Source organism: Acidiphilium sp. MT5, from assembly GCF_054767495.1.
Genome location: NZ_BAABMR010000014.1, coordinates 30,326 through 47,596, shown reverse-complemented (window position 1 = coordinate 47,596; position 17,271 = coordinate 30,326). Strand labels below are relative to the sequence as shown.

Genomic DNA, 17,271 nt, shown 5'->3' with positions numbered 1-17,271 from the left:
GCCCCTATTCCGCCGCCACACGCGGCGCCGTGCGCGCCTGATAATCTCTGATCCGCTGCTCGACCACCGGCCGAAAATGACGCATCAACCCCTGGATCGGCCACGCCGCCGCATCCCCCAGCGCACAAATTGTATGGCCCTCCACCTGCCGGGTGACTTGCTCTAACAAATCAATCTCGGCAATCTCCGCACACCCCTCAACCAACCGGTTCATCATCCGCATCATCCACCCGGTTCCCTCGCGGCACGGCGTGCATTGGCCACAGCTTTCATGCTTATAGAATGCTGAAAGTCGCGCAATCGCCCGGATCAAATCCGTCGATTTATCCATCACAATGACCGCCGCCGTACCCAAGCCGCTGCGCACATCCCGCAAGCTATCATAATCCATCAGCACAGTATCGCACACCGATTTTGGCAGCATCGGCACGGATGATCCGCCCGGGATCACCGCCAATAAATTATCCCAACCGCCGCGCACCCCACCCGCATGTTTATCAATCAGTTCGCGCAGCGGGATTCCCAGCTCTTCCTCAACATTGCAAGGCCGGTTGACATGGCCGGAGATGCAAAAAATCTTAGTGCCGGTATTTTTCGGTCGGCCCAAACCCGAAAACCAATCAGCCCCGCGCCGCAAAATCGTCGGCGTCACCGCAATCGATTCAACATTATTCACCGTCGTTGGGCATCCGTACAGCCCCATCGCCGCCGGGAATGGCGGTTTCATCCGCGGCATCCCCTTCTTGCCCTCGATGCTTTCCAAGAGCGCTGATTCTTCGCCGCAAATATAGGCACCGCCACCGCGATGCACGCGCACGTCAAACGCCCAGCCCGAACCACACGCATCTGGCCCCAGCAACCCCGCCTCATAGGCCTCGTCAATCGCGGCCTTCAGATGCAAATACTCGTTATAAAACTCGCCACGAATATAAATAAACGCGGTGTTAGCGCCCATCGCAAACCCAGCAATCAAGCAGCCTTCCACCAATTTATGCGGATCATGGCGCAAAATATCCCGATCCTTGCAGGTTCCCGGCTCACTTTCGTCAGCATTGACCACCAAGTAACTCGGCCGCCCATCGCTTTGCTTGGGCATAAACGACCATTTCATCCCGGTCGGAAACCCCGCCCCACCGCGCCCGCGCAACCCGGAGGCTTTTACCTCTTCGATAATCGCATCGCGCCCGCGCGCCAAAATCGCCGCCGTTCCATCCCAATCGCCGCGCGCCCGCGCACCCGCCAGCCGCCAATCATGCAGCCCATAGAGATTGGTAAAAATCCGGTCCTTGTCACTCAACATCAGGATGTTGCTCCGTCCGCCGCATCGAGCATAAACAAAGTGGTCGGCCCGCCCTCCGGCGCAGAGCCCCGCCGTCCGATGCGCGAACCGGCAGGCGGGGCCTCACCTTGCTTAACCGCCGCTAACAATGCCTCGGTGCGCGCACCGTCCAAATCTTCATAGAGATCATCATTAATCATCAAAACCGGCGCATTCACGCACGCGCCCAAACACTCCATTTCCTCAACACTGAACAAATCCGGATTGGCCTGCGCCGCCACCTTGCACGCCTGGTGCACCGCATCCGATCCGCGCAACCAGCACGGGGTGGTGGTGCAAACCTGCAAATGATGCCGCGCCACCGGTGCCAGATGAAACATCGTGTAAAATGTTGCAACTTCATAAATTCGGATCGGCGCCACGCCCAGCCGGGCCGCGATCACATCCATCGCCGCGCGCGGCACCCAAGCATGGCCGGTCAGCCGCGCCATTTGGCGCTGCGCTAAATCCAACAGCGGCATCGCCGCACTCGCCTGTCGCCCCGGCGGATAGGTCGCGATAATCGCCGGGATCGCCGCCTCGCTCACCGGATCAAACGCAAATTCTTTCGGTTGATCCACGTGTTTTGCATCCATACTCATCGGTCAACCTCGCCAAACACAATATCGATCGACCCCAGAATCGCGATCGCATCAGCCAGCATATGGCCCTTCGTCATCATCTCAATGGCTTGCAAATGCGCAAAGCCCGTCGGGCGAATTTTGCATCGATACGGATGATTGCTGCCATCCGCGACCAAATAAACCCCAAACTCGCCCTTCGGGGCTTCCACCGCCGTATAGGTGGCACCCGCCGGCACGTGATACCCTTCGGTGTAGAGCTTGAAATGATGGATCATCGCCTCCATCGAGCGCTTCATCTCGGCGCGCTTGGGCGGTGTGAATTTAGGGTCCTGCACCTTGATCGGCCCTTCAGGCATTTTCTTCAGCGCTTGCCTGATGATTTTCCAACTCTGCCGCATCTCGTTGATGCGCACCAAATAGCGATCAAAACAATCGCCATGCTTACCAACCGGAATTTCGAAATCCACCTCGGCGTATTTGTCGTAAGGCCGCGCCCGTCGCAAATCCCACGCCACACCCGAAGCCCGCAAATTCGGCCCGGAAAATCCCATACCAAGCGCGTCCTGCGCTGAAATCACCCCGATATCGACCAAGCGTTGCCGGAAAATCCGGTTATCGTTCAACAGATTTTCCAAATCATCCAGGAATTTCGGAAATGTTTCGCTCCACGCCCAAATATCGTCAGCGAGGCCCACGGGCAAATCCTTCGCCACCCCGCCCGGCCGAAAATAATTGGCATGGAACCGCGCGCCAGACGCCGCCTCATGGAACGTGAGCAGCTTTTCGCGCTCCTCATAGCCCCACAAGCTCGGCGATTGCGCACCAATATCCAGCGCCAAATGCACAACAGTCAGCAAATGATTAAGCACCCGGCTGATCTCGGCAAACAACACCCGGATCCACTGCGCGCGGTCCGGCACCCGAACACCCAGCAAGGTCTCGGTTGCCAGCGCAAACGCATGCTCGCAACACATCGGCGAAACATAATCGAGCCGATCAAAATACGGCACGGCCTGCATATAGGATTTGAATTCAATCAGCTTTTCCGTGCCACGATGCAGCAAGCCGATATGCGGATCGGCCCGCTCCACCGTCTCGCCATCCATCTCAAGCACCAGACGCAACACGCCATGCGTCGCGGGGTGCTGCGGCCCCAAATTAATCGTGTGACGCTCGGCTTTCACCAGCCCCAACCCATCGCCCACAACATCACTCATGGCGCGCTCGCCTTCTCATCGCCCGGCAAGGTCGTCATTGCTTCCCATGGCGAGAGGAAGTCGAAATGGCGAAATTCCTGCGCCAGCACAACATGATCATAAACCACCCGCTGCTCATCCGCATCATAACGCAGCTCGACATGCCCGGTCAGCGGAAAATCCTTGCGCAGCGGATGCCCCTCAAACCCATAATCAGACATGATCCGCCGATGATCGGCCAACCCGTCAAACTGCACACCAAACAAATCCCAAACCTCGCGCTCCCACCAAGCCGCCCCTGGCCAAATCGCACTCACACTCGGCACTGGCTGGCTCTCATCGGTGGTGGTGATCACCCGTAACCGATCATTCCGGGTCAGCGACAAAAGCTGATACACCACATCAAACCGCTCGCCGCGCTGTGGCCAATCAACCCCGCACACATCCATACATTGCTGAAACGCAAAGCGCTCATCATCGCGCAGCGCCTGCATGACCAGCGCCAACGAAGCGCGCTCAACCTGCACAACCCGCTCCGCCCCCTGCCAGAACACCGAAACCACGCCAGGCAGTGCCGTTAAATCAGCGGCAAACCTATCAACCAGCGCCGCCTCCGCAACCGGCGCGCCCGCCGCGTCCTGCTGGTCCTGCTGGTCCTGCTCAGCCACGGGCAATCGTCCCGGTGCGGCGAATTTTTTTCTGCAATTGCAAAATCCCGTACACCAAAGCCTCCGCCGTCGGCGGGCAGCCCGGCACGTAAATATCAACCGGCACAATCCGGTCGCAGCCGCGCACCACCGAGTAGGAAAAATGATAATAGCCGCCGCCATTGGCGCAGCTACCCATCGAAATCACCCAGCGCGGCTCTGGCATCTGATCATAAACCCGCCGCAGCGCCGGCGCCATTTTGTTGGTCAGCGTCCCCGCCACAATCATCACATCGCTCTGCCGGGGCGAATTGCGCGGAATAATCCCAAACCGGTCCAAATCCCAGCGCGGCATATAGGCATGGATCATTTCCACCGCACAGCACGCAAGGCCAAACGTCATTGGCCACAAGCTGCCGGTGCGCGCCCAATTCACCATCTTGTCCAAATTCGCGACAACAAACCCCTTGCCGGCAATCTCACCCGTGATCCCACGGATCACCGCATCCTGCTCAGCCCCCGGCGCCAGTAAACCTTGGTTCCAGGCAATTTCCGCATTCTGCATTTTTGTCACCGCCTCTGATCCCGCCATTGCCGCGCGCACCCCTCAAGCCCAATCGAGGGCCCCCTTACGCCACTCATAGATAAACCCAACCGTCAGCAGCGCCAGAAACCCGATCATCGACCAGAAACCAAGCATGCCAATCCGCCCCAAACTGACCGCCCAGGGAAACAAAAACGTAATCTCAACATCGAAAATGATGAACAAAATCGCCACCAGATAATAGCGCACATCAAACCGCCGGCGCGCATCATCAAAGGCAGGAAAGCCGCACTCATAGGCGCTCAATTTATCGGCATAAGGATGCTGCTTCGCGGCCAAGAGCGAGCCGAACACAAACGCCACGCCAATCAGCGCCGCCAGCCCCAAAAATACCAAAATCGGGAAGTAATGCGATAAAACCGGTTGCATCGGACTTCATCCTTTCCAAACACGGGTCGTCTCAGGCCAAGCGCCCCAGGCATCATCCGTAACGTAATCACATCAAACTTATGCGATCAACCGTCAATTCGTGCTTCTTGGAATTTGTGCAACACCAAGCTCGCGTCAAGCTTAATGAAAGCATCCCCCTCACCGCATCTTTCTCTCTCTGCGGCGCCACCGCCATGACCCTGAACAGATCACCCATCCCAGAGAGCCAACATCGTGATCCGATGGCGCGAGTGACGGGGCTCGAACCCGCGACCTCCGGCGTGACAGGCCGGCGCTCTAACCAACTGAGCTACACCCGCGCAATATCGAAGCGCGATGGACAGGCTAGTATCCCGCCCCCCAAGCCCCGTCAAGCAGGGCCAAACCGGGAAAAGCGGATCGTGATCGCGAAAGCAGAATGGGCGGTGACGGTTTCGAACCGCCGACCCTCTCGGTGTAAACGAGACGCTCTACCGCTGAGCTAACCGCCCCTCAACACCGCGACATCCGAAGAGATCAGATCAGCCGATCCAACCCGTTCGGATGAAAACGCGCCGCGTGCTTAGAGCATTTTCCGTTCGCCTAGGCTCACCGACAATGCTCTAGCTCATTGTTTTGGCGAGCAACTTTATCCGATCAGAAGAGTCGATCTGGTCGGATGTTGCTCTAGTTCACCGCGTCCTTCAAGCTCTTGCCCGGCTTAAACCGAACCGAGCTCGACTCGGCGATCTTGATTGTCTCGCCGGTGCGCGGGTTGCGCCCCGTGCCAGCCTTGCGCGTCGCGGTCACGAAGGTGCCAAAGCCAACCAGCCGCACTTCCTGCTTCGCCTTCAGCGCGCCTTCGATCGCCGCGAATACCGCGTCGACGACTTCCGTCGCCTTCGCCTTGGTCAAATCCGAAGCTTCCGCCACTTCGGCCACGAGGTCCATTTTATTCACAGGGCTGTCTCCCAATAATTGCGAAGCCGCGAGCCAACCCCAACCGCATCAGGCGATCCGAATCGAGCCCCGGCAACCGCCGCACACTAGAGGCCCCGATTTCCTCTCGTCAACGCAACCGCGCCAATTTCTGCCCCGCTCGCACGCCAAATCGCCCAAATCGCCTCAAAAAATAAGGCTCTGACGGTGTCGCCACCGCCAGAGCCCCATCCAAAGCCCACATTCAAGCGTCCGTGCGCCCGGTCAGTGCGGCAACACCGGCACCTCAGCCGTCACCACCCGCGCCGGCACATCATCCGCCGGCTCTTCCCAGGCAATCGGCTCCGGCTCGCGCACCAAGGCGCGGGCAATCACCTGATCGACATTGGCCACCGGAATAATCTCCAGCCCGGCTTTCACATTATCGGGAATTTCCGCCAGATCCTTCTCATTGTCCTTGGGGATCAGCACGGTGCGAATCCCCGCCCGCAACGCCGCCAGCAGCTTCTCCTTCAACCCGCCAATCGGCAGCACCCGCCCGCGCAGCGTAATCTCACCGGTCATCGCAATATCGCGCCGCACCGGTATCCCCGAGAGCACCGAGACGATTGACGTCGCCATCGCAATCCCCGCCGACGGGCCATCCTTCGGCGTCGCCCCTTCGGGCACATGCACATGGATATCGCGCTTCTCGAACAAGGTCGGCTTGATGCCGAACTGGATCGCGCGCGACCGCACATAGGACAATGCCGCCGCCACACTCTCCTGCATCACATCACCGAGCTTGCCAGTATGCTTGATCGTGCCCTTGCCCGGCAGCAACACGCTCTCAATGGTCAGGATTTCCCCGCCCACTTCGGTCCAAGCCAGACCCGTCACCACACCCACCATGTCCTCGGCCTCGGTCTCACCGAAGCGGAAGCGCGGCACGCCGGCAAATTTCTCCAGATTCTTCACCGTCACCGCAACTTTGGCGACTTTTTTGGTGACAATCTCCTTCACCGCCTTGCGCGCCAAATTCGCCAGCTCGCGCTCCAAATTGCGCACCCCGGCCTCACGCGTATAGGTGCGCACCAGCTCGCGCAGCGCCTCGTCGGACACGGTCCACTCGCCCGGCTTCAGCCCATGCGCTTCGGCCTGCTTGCGCATCAAATGCCGCTTGGAAATTTCAATCTTCTCATCCTCGGTATAGCCAGGAATCCGAATGATCTCCATGCGATCCAGCAAAGGCTGCGGCATGTTCAGGCTGTTCGCGGTGGTCACGAACATCACATCCGACAAATCATAATCCACTTCGAGATAATGATCATTGAAGCTGCTATTCTGCTCCGGATCGAGCACCTCCAGCAGCGCCGAGGTTGGATCACCGCGCCAATCGGCCCCCAATTTGTCGATTTCATCGAGCAAAAACAGCGGATTAGAGGTTTTCGCCTTCTTCATCCCCTGGATCACCTTGCCCGGCATCGAGCCGATATAGGTCCGCCGATGACCCCTGATCTCGGCCTCATCGCGCACCCCGCCCAGTGACATCCGCACGAAATTCCGCCCGGTCGCCTTCGCGATCGACTTGCCCAGCGAGGTCTTGCCGACACCCGGCGGCCCGACCAGACATAAAATCGGCCCGCGCAGTTTCGGGCTGCGCGCCTGCACCGCCAAATACTCGGTGATCCGCTCTTTCACCTTGTCCAGCGCAAAATGATCAGCATTCAGCACCGCCTCGGCGGCAATCACATCATTCTTGATTTTGCTACGTTTTTTCCAGGGAATCCCCAGCAGCCAATCCAGATAATTGCGCACCACCGTCGCTTCGGCACTCATCGGGCTCATGGTCTTGAGCTTTTTCAGCTCCGCCACCGCCTTATCGCGCGCTTCCTTGCTCAGCTTGGTGGATTTTATCTTCTCCTCAAGCTCAGCGTTCTCATCACGCCCATCCTCACCCTCGCCAAGCTCTTTCTGGATCGCTTTGAGCTGCTCGTTCAAATAATATTCGCGCTGGGTCTTCTCCATCTGCCGCTTGACCCGGCTGCGGATTCGCTTTTCCACCTGCAGCACGCCGATTTCCGATTCCATATGGGCGAAAACCCGCTCCAACCGCTCTGCGACCGAAACCAGCCCGAGCAATTCCTGCTTATCAGCGATTTTCAGCCCCAAATGGCTCGCCACCGTATCGGCCAGCTTCGAGGGATCATCGATCTGATTGACCGACACCAGCACTTCCGGCGCGATTTTCTTGTTCAGCTTGATATATTGCTCAAACTGCCCGACCACGCTGCGCGCCAGCCCCTCCAGCTCGTCAGCCTCCAAGCCGCCATCTTGCATCGGCTCGGCAAATGCCTCGAAATGGCTATCGACTTCCTTGAAGCCGGTCAGCCGCGCCCGCTGCACGCCCTCGACCAGCACTTTCACCGTGCCATCGGGCAGCTTCAATAATTGCAGAACCGTCGAAATCGTGCCGACATCATAAATATCGGCGCTCGACGGATCATCCTGCTGGGCATTTTTCTGCGCGACCAGCAAAACCTGCTTGTCTTCCTTCATCACCCCTTCCAGGGCCCGCACCGATTTTTCCCGCCCGACAAAGAGCGGCACAATCATATGCGGAAACACCACGATATCGCGCAGCGGCAGCACCGGGAACGAATCGCCCGATGGCGGTGCCACGATTTTGGACTTCGACTTACGCGTGGGTTCAGACATTATTTTACCTTTCCAGAGCGATACGCCCCGCCCGATTTCGGCACGGCACGCAGTGCCGGACAACCGGCCACGATCGCGATATGGGATCGATCCACGGTCCTGGCAACGCCCCGCCCCAAGCTGCGCGCGATGGATGTCAGCAATGCGCGGCCAGGGCTACGGCTACCGATAGGGCTAAAGCTCGGGCTGGGGCTACGACCCCGCGCCAGCCCGTTCTTTGCCGTAGAGAAATAGCGGCGACCCGCGGCCTTCGGCGATCTCACCATTGATCACCACCTCCTCAACCCCATCGAGCCCCGGCAGATCGAACATTGTATTGATCAAAATCTGCTCCATGATCGAGCGCAAGCCACGCGCCCCGGTCTTGCGCTGAATTGCCCGCGCGGACACCACTTTCAGCGCATCCTCGGTGAAGTTGAGTTTTACCCCCTCCATCTCGAACAGCCGCGCATATTGCTTGACCAAAGCATTTTTCGGCTTGGTCAAAATCTCGATCAGCGCAGCCTCATCCAAATCATCTAGCGTCGCCACCACCGGCAAACGGCCAATAAATTCCGGGATCAACCCGAATTTCAGCAAATCCTCCGGCTCCACCGCGCGCAACACCTCGCCCGTCCGGCGCTCTTCGGCACTACGCACTTCCGCGCCAAATCCCATGCCTGAGCCTTTGCCGCGCTGGGTGATAATGCGCTCCAGCCCCGAAAACGCCCCGCCACAAATAAACAGGATATTGGTGGTATCGACCTGCAAAAATTCCTGCTGCGGATGCTTGCGCCCGCCCTGCGGCGGCACCGAAGCGACCGTGCCTTCCATAATTTTCAGCAAGGCCTGCTGCACGCCCTCGCCCGACACATCCCGCGTGATCGAGGGATTATCCGATTTACGTGAAATCTTGTCCACCTCGTCGATATACACAATCCCGCGCTGCGCCCGCTCGACATTATAATCTGCCGCCTGCAGCAATTTCAGGATAATATTCTCGACATCCTCACCAACATACCCCGCCTCGGTCAGCGTCGTCGCATCCGCCATGGTGAACGGCACATCGATGATCCGCGCCAAGGTCTGCGCGAGCAAGGTCTTGCCCGACCCGGTCGGCCCGAGCAGCAAAATATTCGACTTCGCGATCTCGATATCGTTATTCTTCTGCGCATGGGCGAGGCGCTTATAGTGATTATGCACCGCAACGCTCAGCACCTTCTTCGCCTGCGCCTGGCCGATCACATAATCATCCAGAACCTTGCAAATCTCGCGCGGCGTCGGCACGCCATCGCGCGACTTCACCAGATGCGTCCGGTGCTCCTCGCGGATGATATCCATGCATAACTCAACGCATTCATCGCAAATGAACACGGTCGGCCCGGCAATGAGCTTGCGCACCTCGTGCTGCGACTTGCCGCAGAACGAGCAATATAAGGTATTCTTCGACTCTCCGGACTTACTGCTCATACAAGCTCCCGCGGCGCACCCCCCATCGGGCGCGCCATATCACTTTGCCAAACCTAGACCCGGGTGCAAAATCGCACAAGCACCGATTATCAATCCCGCCTAAACCTCAGGTTCTCTCGCCTTCGGCTACGCTACAGGTTCTTTCGCCTTCGGCTCGGGTGCCGAAGCCGGATTGCGCAAGACCACCTCATCGACAATGCCGAAACTCTGCGCTTCCGCCGCCGACATGAACCGGTCGCGCTCCAACGCCGTCTCAATCGTTTCCAAGGTCTGCCCGGTATGCGCCACATAAATATCGTTCAACCGGCGCCGCAGCGTGAGGATTTCCCGCGCCTGAATTTCGATATCAGCCGCCTGACCCTGCGCCCCGCCCGAAGGCTGATGCACCATGATCCGTGCATTCGGCAGCGCGAATCGCTTGCCCTTCTCGCCGGCGGCCAGCAGCAAGCTGCCCATCGACGCCGCTTGGCCGATACACACGGTCGAAACCGGGCTGCGGATATATTGCATCGTGTCGTAAATCGCGAGACCCGCCGACACCACACCGCCCGGACTATTGATATAAAACGCAATATCCTTGGTCGGATTCTCGCTCTCCAAGAACAGCAATTGCGCCGCAATCAACGAACCGACCTGATCATAAACCGGCCCGGTCAAAAAAATAATCCGCTCCTTCAACAGGCGCGAATAAATATCATAAGAGCGCTCGCCCCGCGCGGTCTGCTCGACCACCATCGGCACCAGGTTGTTCATATAGATATCGACCGGATCCCGATCCATCATCGTCATTCCTTTTGCTCAGCCCGACCACCCGACCATCCCCGCATCAGCAAGGCTCAGACTGTCGGCGCCACCCTTAACTTAGCGATGGCGCCGCCCACGTCCAGCCCCCCATCGATCAGGGCATCACTCTTCGGGCTCGTCCATCAACTCATCGAGCGTCACCGGCTTCTCGCTCACCTGCGCCTTACCGATAATGTGATCGACCACCTTATCCTCGAAAATCGGCCCGCGCAGCCGGTCCAATGCCCGTGGGTTCTTTTGATAGAACTCCATGATCATCTTTTCCTGACCCGGAAAACGCTGCAACTCCGCCATCATCGCCCGGCGCAAATCCGCCTCGACCACTTCAATTTTGTGCGCCCGGCCAATCTCCGCGACCAACAAGCCCAGCCGCACGCGCCGATCGGCAATCGCCCGATATTCCGCCCGCAGCGTCGCCTCGTCCTTCGCCGCATCCTCGGCATCAAGCCGCCCGGCTTGCCGCTCCATCTCCACCTGCCGCCAAATCTCGGCGAACTCCGCCTCCACCAGCGAGTCGGGGGCGGTAAAGGCCGCCTGCTCGGAAAGCTGATCGAGCAACGCCCGCTTCAACTTCAACCGGCTGGCACCGGCACGCACCTGCTCCAACCGGCTGCGGAAAAACGCCCGCAAATCATCCAGCGTTTCAAAGCCAAGCTGCTCGGCGAATTTATCATCCAGCACCGCCGGCACTTTGCGCTTCAGCGCCTTGGCGGTGATGTCAAACGTCGCCTCTTGGCCGGCCAGCTCGGCGGCCTGATACTCCGCCGGGAAGGTCACGGTAATCACCTTCTGCTCACCCGGCGCCATGCCGAGCATCTGCTCGGCAAAGCCCGGAATAAAGCCGGACCCACCCATCTCGATATCCGCATCCTGCCCAGCGCCGCCCTCGAACGGCACGCCATCGCGCTTGCCCAGAAAATCGACGGTGAGAATTTCCCCGGTCGCCACCGGGCGAACCTCGTCGATCACCTCGGTGGTCGAACGCGACTGCGCGAATTTTTCCAACTCCGCCGCCACATCCTCATCGCTCACCGGGCAAACCGGCCGCTCCAGCGCCAAGGCCGCCAAATCCGGCACGCTCACCTCGGGCAGAATTTCCATCTCGATGGTGAATTCCAAATCGCCCTCATCGCCCCTTCTGACCAAATCCACCTTGGGTGACAAAGCCGGCCGCAAATTGCGCTCCGCCAGCATCGCATCGGTCGCCTCATTCACCGAGGCTTCGAGCACTTCCGCATTCACCGCCTCACCATAGCGCTTGCGCAGCAACGATTGCGGCACCTTGCCGGGCCGAAAGCCCGGCATTTGCATGGTCTTGCTCAGTTCAGCGAATCGCTTATCGCGCCGCGCGCCCATCTCTTCCTGGGGGATCACCACGGTAAAGCCGCGCTTCAGCCCTTCACTCAGGGTCTCGGTAACCTGCATCGTCAAGGAAATCCTTATTTTAACACACCAAAAACAGCCCCATGCCGCGCCTGCGGGCGGAGGGACTTGAACCCCCACGGCTTGCGCCACCAGAACCTAAATCTGGCGTGTCTGCCAATTTCACCACGCCCGCCCAGGCGCCAGGATCGCTAAACCCCACCCCCATTAGCGTGCAACATCGAACGAAGCGCGGGACTAGCGCGGATCGCGCCCCCCGACAAGGGAGCCGATCCGCCGGTTTCTAGAACCGATAGCGCAACCCAGCCGTGACCATACGCTGCGCGCCATCGGATTTGGCAAAAGTGCTGGCCAATCCAAGCGTCACCGCCATGCGCCCCGCCACCACTGTCGAGACCCCCAACGAGGCTACACCCCAGGCCTTGGCCGGGTTGGTATAATTGGTGGTCAAACCCACCAGCGGTTCATCGGTGAACACGCTGGAGAACCCACCATTCGAGCCATCCAGCTCCGCCTCACCCAAAATCGAGGCGTGCGGCTGCAACACCAGCCCGCCCAGCGAGACCGTGGTGCTCGCGGCAAACCCGGCACTGCCAATCGTGCGCGTCAGCGATTGCTTCTGCACCGCCATGGTCAACACCGGATCACCCTGCTCGGTATAGGCATTCACATTGGCCTCGGTGTAATCCACACCCACCACCGGCCCGATCGCCATGGCGCCAAAATGCTTCACCAGCCCCGCCTGCGCAACAAAGCTAAACGTATGGCCGGTTGGCTTCGCCGTGATCGGCCCCAACACGCCCGGACGACTCAGTTGGGTGAAATTATCAATGCCGTAATCGGCCTGGGTGTTCAAAAAGAAATGCCGCGTATTGAACAGCGCATAAGCCGCCAACTGATAGGCATTGGCCTTCACCGTCGCCCCGCCGGTGACATCGGCGGTCTCATTCGCATACCCCACCGCGCCACCAACCGCCGCGTGCGGTGTGAACCGATAATCCGCCCCTGCCGCCACCGTGCCGATCTGGTCATGAAAGCCAAGGCTGGTCGGCTCATCATTCCGATACCCGGCCTGATAATTCCCGGTCACAAACACCGATAAACGATGCCCCGGCATCGGCGCCGCACCCATCGGCCCGACATCGCCTGCCGCCGCATCGGCCAGAATCGGCCCGCCCGGCAAATTCACCGACAGCCCGGACGCCCCGCCGCGCAACGCGTCCATCCGCGCCGAAATCGTATCCGAGAACGCCGTCGCCCCCCGGTTCAACAATTCCGCCGGCACCGCCAGGCCCTGAAACCCTTGCAACGCGCTCGCCGAATATTGCGCGATCAGGAAATGGGTGCGCGTGGTCGGATGCACATGACCCCAATATAAATACTGATTCTGCACCGAGAGCGGTTGCCCCAGACAATTCGCGCTCAACCGGCACGCCTGGGTGATGTTGGTGTATCCATACGCTGCCGGATTGGCCACCACTTCGCTGAATAATTGCGTCTGATTAATCAGAATAATATTCAACCCGGCCTGATTATGCAGCGTCGCAATCGCACCGGTCAGCGCCTGATCATGCGCCGCTGAAATCAAATTCGCACCATAGGCTTGCACCGGATTGGTGTTAAACAGCGGCGTCGCCCCCAATGGCGGCAAGGTCTGCACAATGAAGGTCCGCCCGCCTAACGACGAAAGTTCCTCAATCCCCTGCACCGTCTGCGTCACCGCCGTGGTGACCGCGCTGGTGATAATCTGCGTCGCGGCACCCGGATCAGCCTGAACCTCACCCGCCGCGATGAAATAATTATTCGCGCCAACCCAAATTCCCACCACATCGCCCGCGCCAAAATGCCCGCCCGATGCCGCAAAACTCTGAATTTCACCCAGGAAACTCGGCAACGGTGCCGGAAAACCCTCCGTATTCGAGATGTTATTATAAGTGGTGCCGCCAATCACCAGCGGCCCGGTAAACGCCCCGCCCACACCATAATCATTCGAGGGCTGGAACCCCAACCCGGTCAATTGCGGCAAATATTGCGCCCAAACCGGCCCGTTCGAAAATTCATGCTGGTAATAAGGCGGGCTCGGCGGATACGGAATCCCGGTCAGGCGCGGAATATTGCCGTTATCGACCAAACTATCGCCAAACGCATAAAAACTGCCGCCGCTGCCGCCCGCTCGCGCCATCGGCGCGAACCCGGCCATCATCGCGGTCACCGCCGCACCACACAGCAAATTCCGCAGAATCGCATTCTTTTGTAACCGCATGATATCCTCCCCGTTTCGGCTTGATAACCGAATAGCAAAGAGGCTTACCAAAACGTCACCCCCCGGTCAATCGAGCGGATCGGCAAAAAAACAAGGCTTTCAATCACATTTTAGATCAATATTGGCTTAGCTCGAATTGATAAATTCGAGCTAAGCCAATGAAATTGATTGGCAAACAAAGACTGGAGCGTGATGGATCATCAACCATCAGGCTCCAGAATATATGGCTGCGCAAAACCGTTAAGCCGATGGCAATTTCTCGTCATCCAGCACGGTGATCAGCGCCGCCCGCAGCAGCGCTAATTTGCGCTCACTCGCCACTTTCAGCCCAAACACATCTTTCACGTAAAACACATCGACCGCGCGCACCCCATAAGTGGTCACATGCGCTGATGCGATTTGCAGCCCCTGCCCGGTGATCGCCGCCGTCACATCATGCAGCAAACCGGGCCGATCGCGCCCGTTAATCTCGATCACCGTATGCCGGTTCGACGCTTGGTTATCGATCACCACCCGCGGCGGCACATGAATCGCACGCATCCGCGACCCCATAATCCCACGCGATGATTTGCTAATCTCCGCCGCCAGCCGCAGCCGTCCTGACAGCGCCTGCTCGATCAACGCCGAAACCTTCGCCAGCCGGTGCGGCTCATCGAGCGACCCGCCGGAGGCGTCCTGGATCCAAAACGTATCCAGCGCCATGCCGTTATTCAGCGTGTGAATCCGCGCATCCACAATCGAGGCGCCAGCCAGCGCCAACGCCCCGGCAATCCGGCTGAACAATCCCGAATGGTCGGCAGTATACACCGTCACCTCGGTCACCCCGCGCGCGGGCGAGGGCTCTGCCGCCACCACCAGCTTCATCTCGCGCGCCCGCGCCTCGCGGATCAAGCGCGCATGCCGCTCGATGCTTTCCGGATCAAACCCCAGCCAATAGCCCGGATAAAATAAATCCAGAAAATAAGCCCGGTCCGCCTCGGTCCAATCGGCCAGCAATTCCGCAACCACATCCTTCACCCGGGCAATGCGCGCATCGCGCTCGGTGGTCGCCAACCCGCCTTCCAACACTTCGCTGACCCGCGCATAAATTTCGCGCAGCAACGTCGCCTTCCAGCCATTCCACACTTTCGGCGAGACGGCGCGAATATCCGCCACCGTCAAAATCAGCAGCAACCGCAAACGCTCGGGCGACTGCACCAGATCCGCCACGTCCAAAATCGTCTTTGGATCATCAATATCGCGCGAGAATGCCGTCTGGCTCAGCAGCAAATGATGCAGCACCAGCCAGGACACCATCTCGGTCTCCTCCGGGCTCAGCCCCAAAGCCGGGCACACGCTCAGCGCCAGCTCAGCCCCCAGCTCCGAATGATCGCCGCCCCGGCCCTTGGCGATGTCATGCAGCAGCATCGCCATATACAAAGCCCGGCGCGACTGCACATGCTTGGCAATCCCGCTCGCCACCGGCGCAATTTCGCTCAACTCCCCGCGCTCGATCATATTGAGCACATTCACCGCCTGGATCGTATGCACATCGACGGTGAACACATGATAACTATCAAACTGCATCTGCCCGACAATGCGCCGCCAATCCGGCAAATACCGCCCCAGCGCGCCGGTTTCATTCAAAATCGTCAGCCACCGCGCGCCATTCATCGAGGGCGCCGCCGCCCCGCATAACAAATCCAAAAACAAGGAAGCCGCCTTCGGATCATGCCGCAAATCCGCCGTCTGGCGCGCCCCGCGAATCATCGCGCGCAGCGCCAGCGGGTGCAAAACCAACCCACGATCACGCGCCATCAGCAAAATCCGAAATAATTGCAGCGGCTCCGCCGTCGGCTCGCGCCCCGGTGCAAATAAAATTTTGCCATCCGCCAGCACAAACCCGGCATCCGCCAGCGCCGCATCCGTCGCCGCCGCCACCGCCGGCGGCCCCAGCGCCACCCGCACCAACGCCGGCTCCAGCACCGCCGTCACCCGCGCCACTTCCCGCACCACCAGAAAATAATGGCGCATGAACCGTTCCACGCCGTCCTGCCGCCCATGGCGCGTATAGCCCATCCGTGCGCCAATCACCGGCTGAAGGTCGAACGTCAACCGCTCCTCCGCCCGGCCCGCGACGTAATGCAAATGAAACCGCACGGTCCATAAATAATCCCACGCCCGCTTGCAGGCCCGCGCCTCCGCCTCGGTCAAAATCCCGCCACCCGGCGCCGCAGGCCCGACCAGCTCCGTCATCGCGAACGTGCCAAACACATAGCGCGACAGCCAATACAGCGTCTGCAAATCGCGCAGCCCGCCCCGTCCTTCTTTGATATTCGGCTCCACCATGAACGGCGAATCGCCAAACCGCGCATGGCGCACCGCCCGCTCATTCTGCTTGGCGGTAATATACCCCGCCGGGCTCTCCGCCGCACAATCAGCCCGAAACGCCGCCTGAAAATGCGCAAATAAACTCCGATCCCCGGTGATGCAGCGCGCATCAAGCAGCGAGGTGCGCACCGTCGCGTCCAGCCGCGCCTCCGCCAAGCAATCCGCCGTGGAGCGCGTCGCGTGCCCGACCTTCAGCCCCAAATCCCATAAAAAATACAGCATGAACTCAACACTGCTGAGCACCGCCGCCGAGGGTTCATGTTCCGTCAAAAACAATAAATCAATGTCCGAAAATGGCGCCAGCGTCGCTCGGCCAAACCCGCCGGTCGCCGCCATCGCCATCCGGTCGCCATGATCCAGCCCCTGCACCGCCGCCGTATAGCCGCACAGCCCGGTCAAAAACTCATCCATCAGCCCCGAATGCAGCCGCGCCGCCGCCAACCCCCCCACATCGCCCGCCTCAAAACGCAGCCGCACATGGGTTTGCAGCTTCATCAATTGCCGGCGAAACGCCTCAATCGCCACCTCGCGCTCAGGCACGCCATCCGCCAAAATCTGCGCCAGCGCGCTGGCGATCGCTGGGCGCGGCCCCGCCTGCGCCACCGGATCATCCTGCGGACCATTCGAAGCCTGATCGGGAGCGGAACTATAAATGGGCATATCCTGCAT

Annotated in this window: 13 protein-coding genes and 3 tRNA genes; all 16 read right to left on the bottom strand. The window is 59.5% G+C overall.

What is annotated here, in order from left to right:
- Positions 1-4 precede the first annotated feature (4 nt).
- The 16 genes from nuoF to ACYUCQ_RS14350 all read right to left on the bottom strand — a co-directional run bounded on the left by nuoF (position 5) and on the right by ACYUCQ_RS14350 (position 17,271).
- A complete protein-coding gene (gene nuoF / locus ACYUCQ_RS14425) occupies positions 5-1,300 on the bottom strand; it encodes an NADH-quinone oxidoreductase subunit NuoF (protein ID WP_460255250.1) in 1,296 nt (431 codons plus the stop codon).
- A complete protein-coding gene (locus ACYUCQ_RS14420; RefSeq protein WP_460255249.1) occupies positions 1,300-1,920 on the bottom strand; it encodes a complex I 24 kDa subunit family protein in 621 nt (206 codons plus the stop codon). The genes nuoF and ACYUCQ_RS14420 overlap by 1 nt, the downstream gene beginning before the upstream one ends.
- Entirely contained in the window at positions 1,917-3,119 is a 1,203-nt protein-coding gene (locus ACYUCQ_RS14415) for an NADH-quinone oxidoreductase subunit D (RefSeq protein ID WP_460255248.1), read from the bottom strand. The genes ACYUCQ_RS14420 and ACYUCQ_RS14415 overlap by 4 nt, the downstream gene beginning before the upstream one ends.
- On the bottom strand, positions 3,116-3,703 hold the full coding sequence (locus ACYUCQ_RS14410) for an NADH-quinone oxidoreductase subunit C (protein ID WP_460255281.1): 588 nt from the start codon (positions 3,701-3,703) through the stop codon (positions 3,116-3,118). Before ACYUCQ_RS14410 ends, ACYUCQ_RS14415 begins: the two co-directional genes overlap by 4 nt.
- A 55-nt stretch (positions 3,704-3,758) precedes the next feature.
- Positions 3,759-4,337, bottom strand: coding sequence for a NuoB/complex I 20 kDa subunit family protein (locus ACYUCQ_RS14405; protein ID WP_460255247.1), 579 nt, complete (start codon positions 4,335-4,337; stop codon positions 3,759-3,761).
- A gap of 15 nt (positions 4,338-4,352) precedes the next feature.
- Positions 4,353-4,718, bottom strand: a complete 366-nt coding sequence (locus tag ACYUCQ_RS14400; protein ID WP_460255246.1) for an NADH-quinone oxidoreductase subunit A — start codon at positions 4,716-4,718, stop codon at positions 4,353-4,355.
- 243 nt (positions 4,719-4,961) lie between these two features.
- Positions 4,962-5,038 (bottom strand) — tRNA-Asp (locus ACYUCQ_RS14395).
- Between the two features lie 99 nt (positions 5,039-5,137).
- Positions 5,138-5,209 (bottom strand) — tRNA-Val (locus tag ACYUCQ_RS14390).
- Positions 5,210-5,384: 175 nt separating this feature from the next.
- Positions 5,385-5,648 (bottom strand): HU family DNA-binding protein, encoded by a 264-nt coding sequence (locus ACYUCQ_RS14385; RefSeq protein WP_460255245.1) that lies wholly within the window; start codon positions 5,646-5,648, stop codon positions 5,385-5,387.
- A 252-nt stretch (positions 5,649-5,900) separates the two neighbouring features.
- Complete coding sequence (gene lon, locus ACYUCQ_RS14380; RefSeq protein ID WP_460255244.1) at positions 5,901-8,333, bottom strand: endopeptidase La; 2,433 nt, start codon at positions 8,331-8,333, stop codon at positions 5,901-5,903.
- Positions 8,334-8,525: 192 nt separating this feature from the next.
- Positions 8,526-9,782, bottom strand: coding sequence for an ATP-dependent Clp protease ATP-binding subunit ClpX (gene clpX / locus ACYUCQ_RS14375; protein WP_460255243.1), 1,257 nt, complete (start codon positions 9,780-9,782; stop codon positions 8,526-8,528).
- A 126-nt stretch (positions 9,783-9,908) separates the two neighbouring features.
- Positions 9,909-10,565, bottom strand: coding sequence for an ATP-dependent Clp endopeptidase proteolytic subunit ClpP (clpP, locus tag ACYUCQ_RS14370; RefSeq protein ID WP_460255242.1), 657 nt, complete (start codon positions 10,563-10,565; stop codon positions 9,909-9,911).
- 123 nt (positions 10,566-10,688) lie between these two features.
- Positions 10,689-12,011, bottom strand: coding sequence for a trigger factor (gene tig, locus ACYUCQ_RS14365; RefSeq protein ID WP_460255241.1), 1,323 nt, complete (start codon positions 12,009-12,011; stop codon positions 10,689-10,691).
- A 51-nt stretch (positions 12,012-12,062) separates the two neighbouring features.
- Positions 12,063-12,144, bottom strand: a tRNA-Leu gene (locus tag ACYUCQ_RS14360).
- A gap of 108 nt (positions 12,145-12,252) precedes the next feature.
- Positions 12,253-14,232, bottom strand: coding sequence for an autotransporter domain-containing protein (locus ACYUCQ_RS14355; RefSeq protein ID WP_460255240.1), 1,980 nt, complete (start codon positions 14,230-14,232; stop codon positions 12,253-12,255).
- A gap of 240 nt (positions 14,233-14,472) precedes the next feature.
- Complete coding sequence (locus tag ACYUCQ_RS14350) at positions 14,473-17,271, bottom strand: [protein-PII] uridylyltransferase (RefSeq protein ID WP_460255239.1); 2,799 nt, start codon at positions 17,269-17,271, stop codon at positions 14,473-14,475.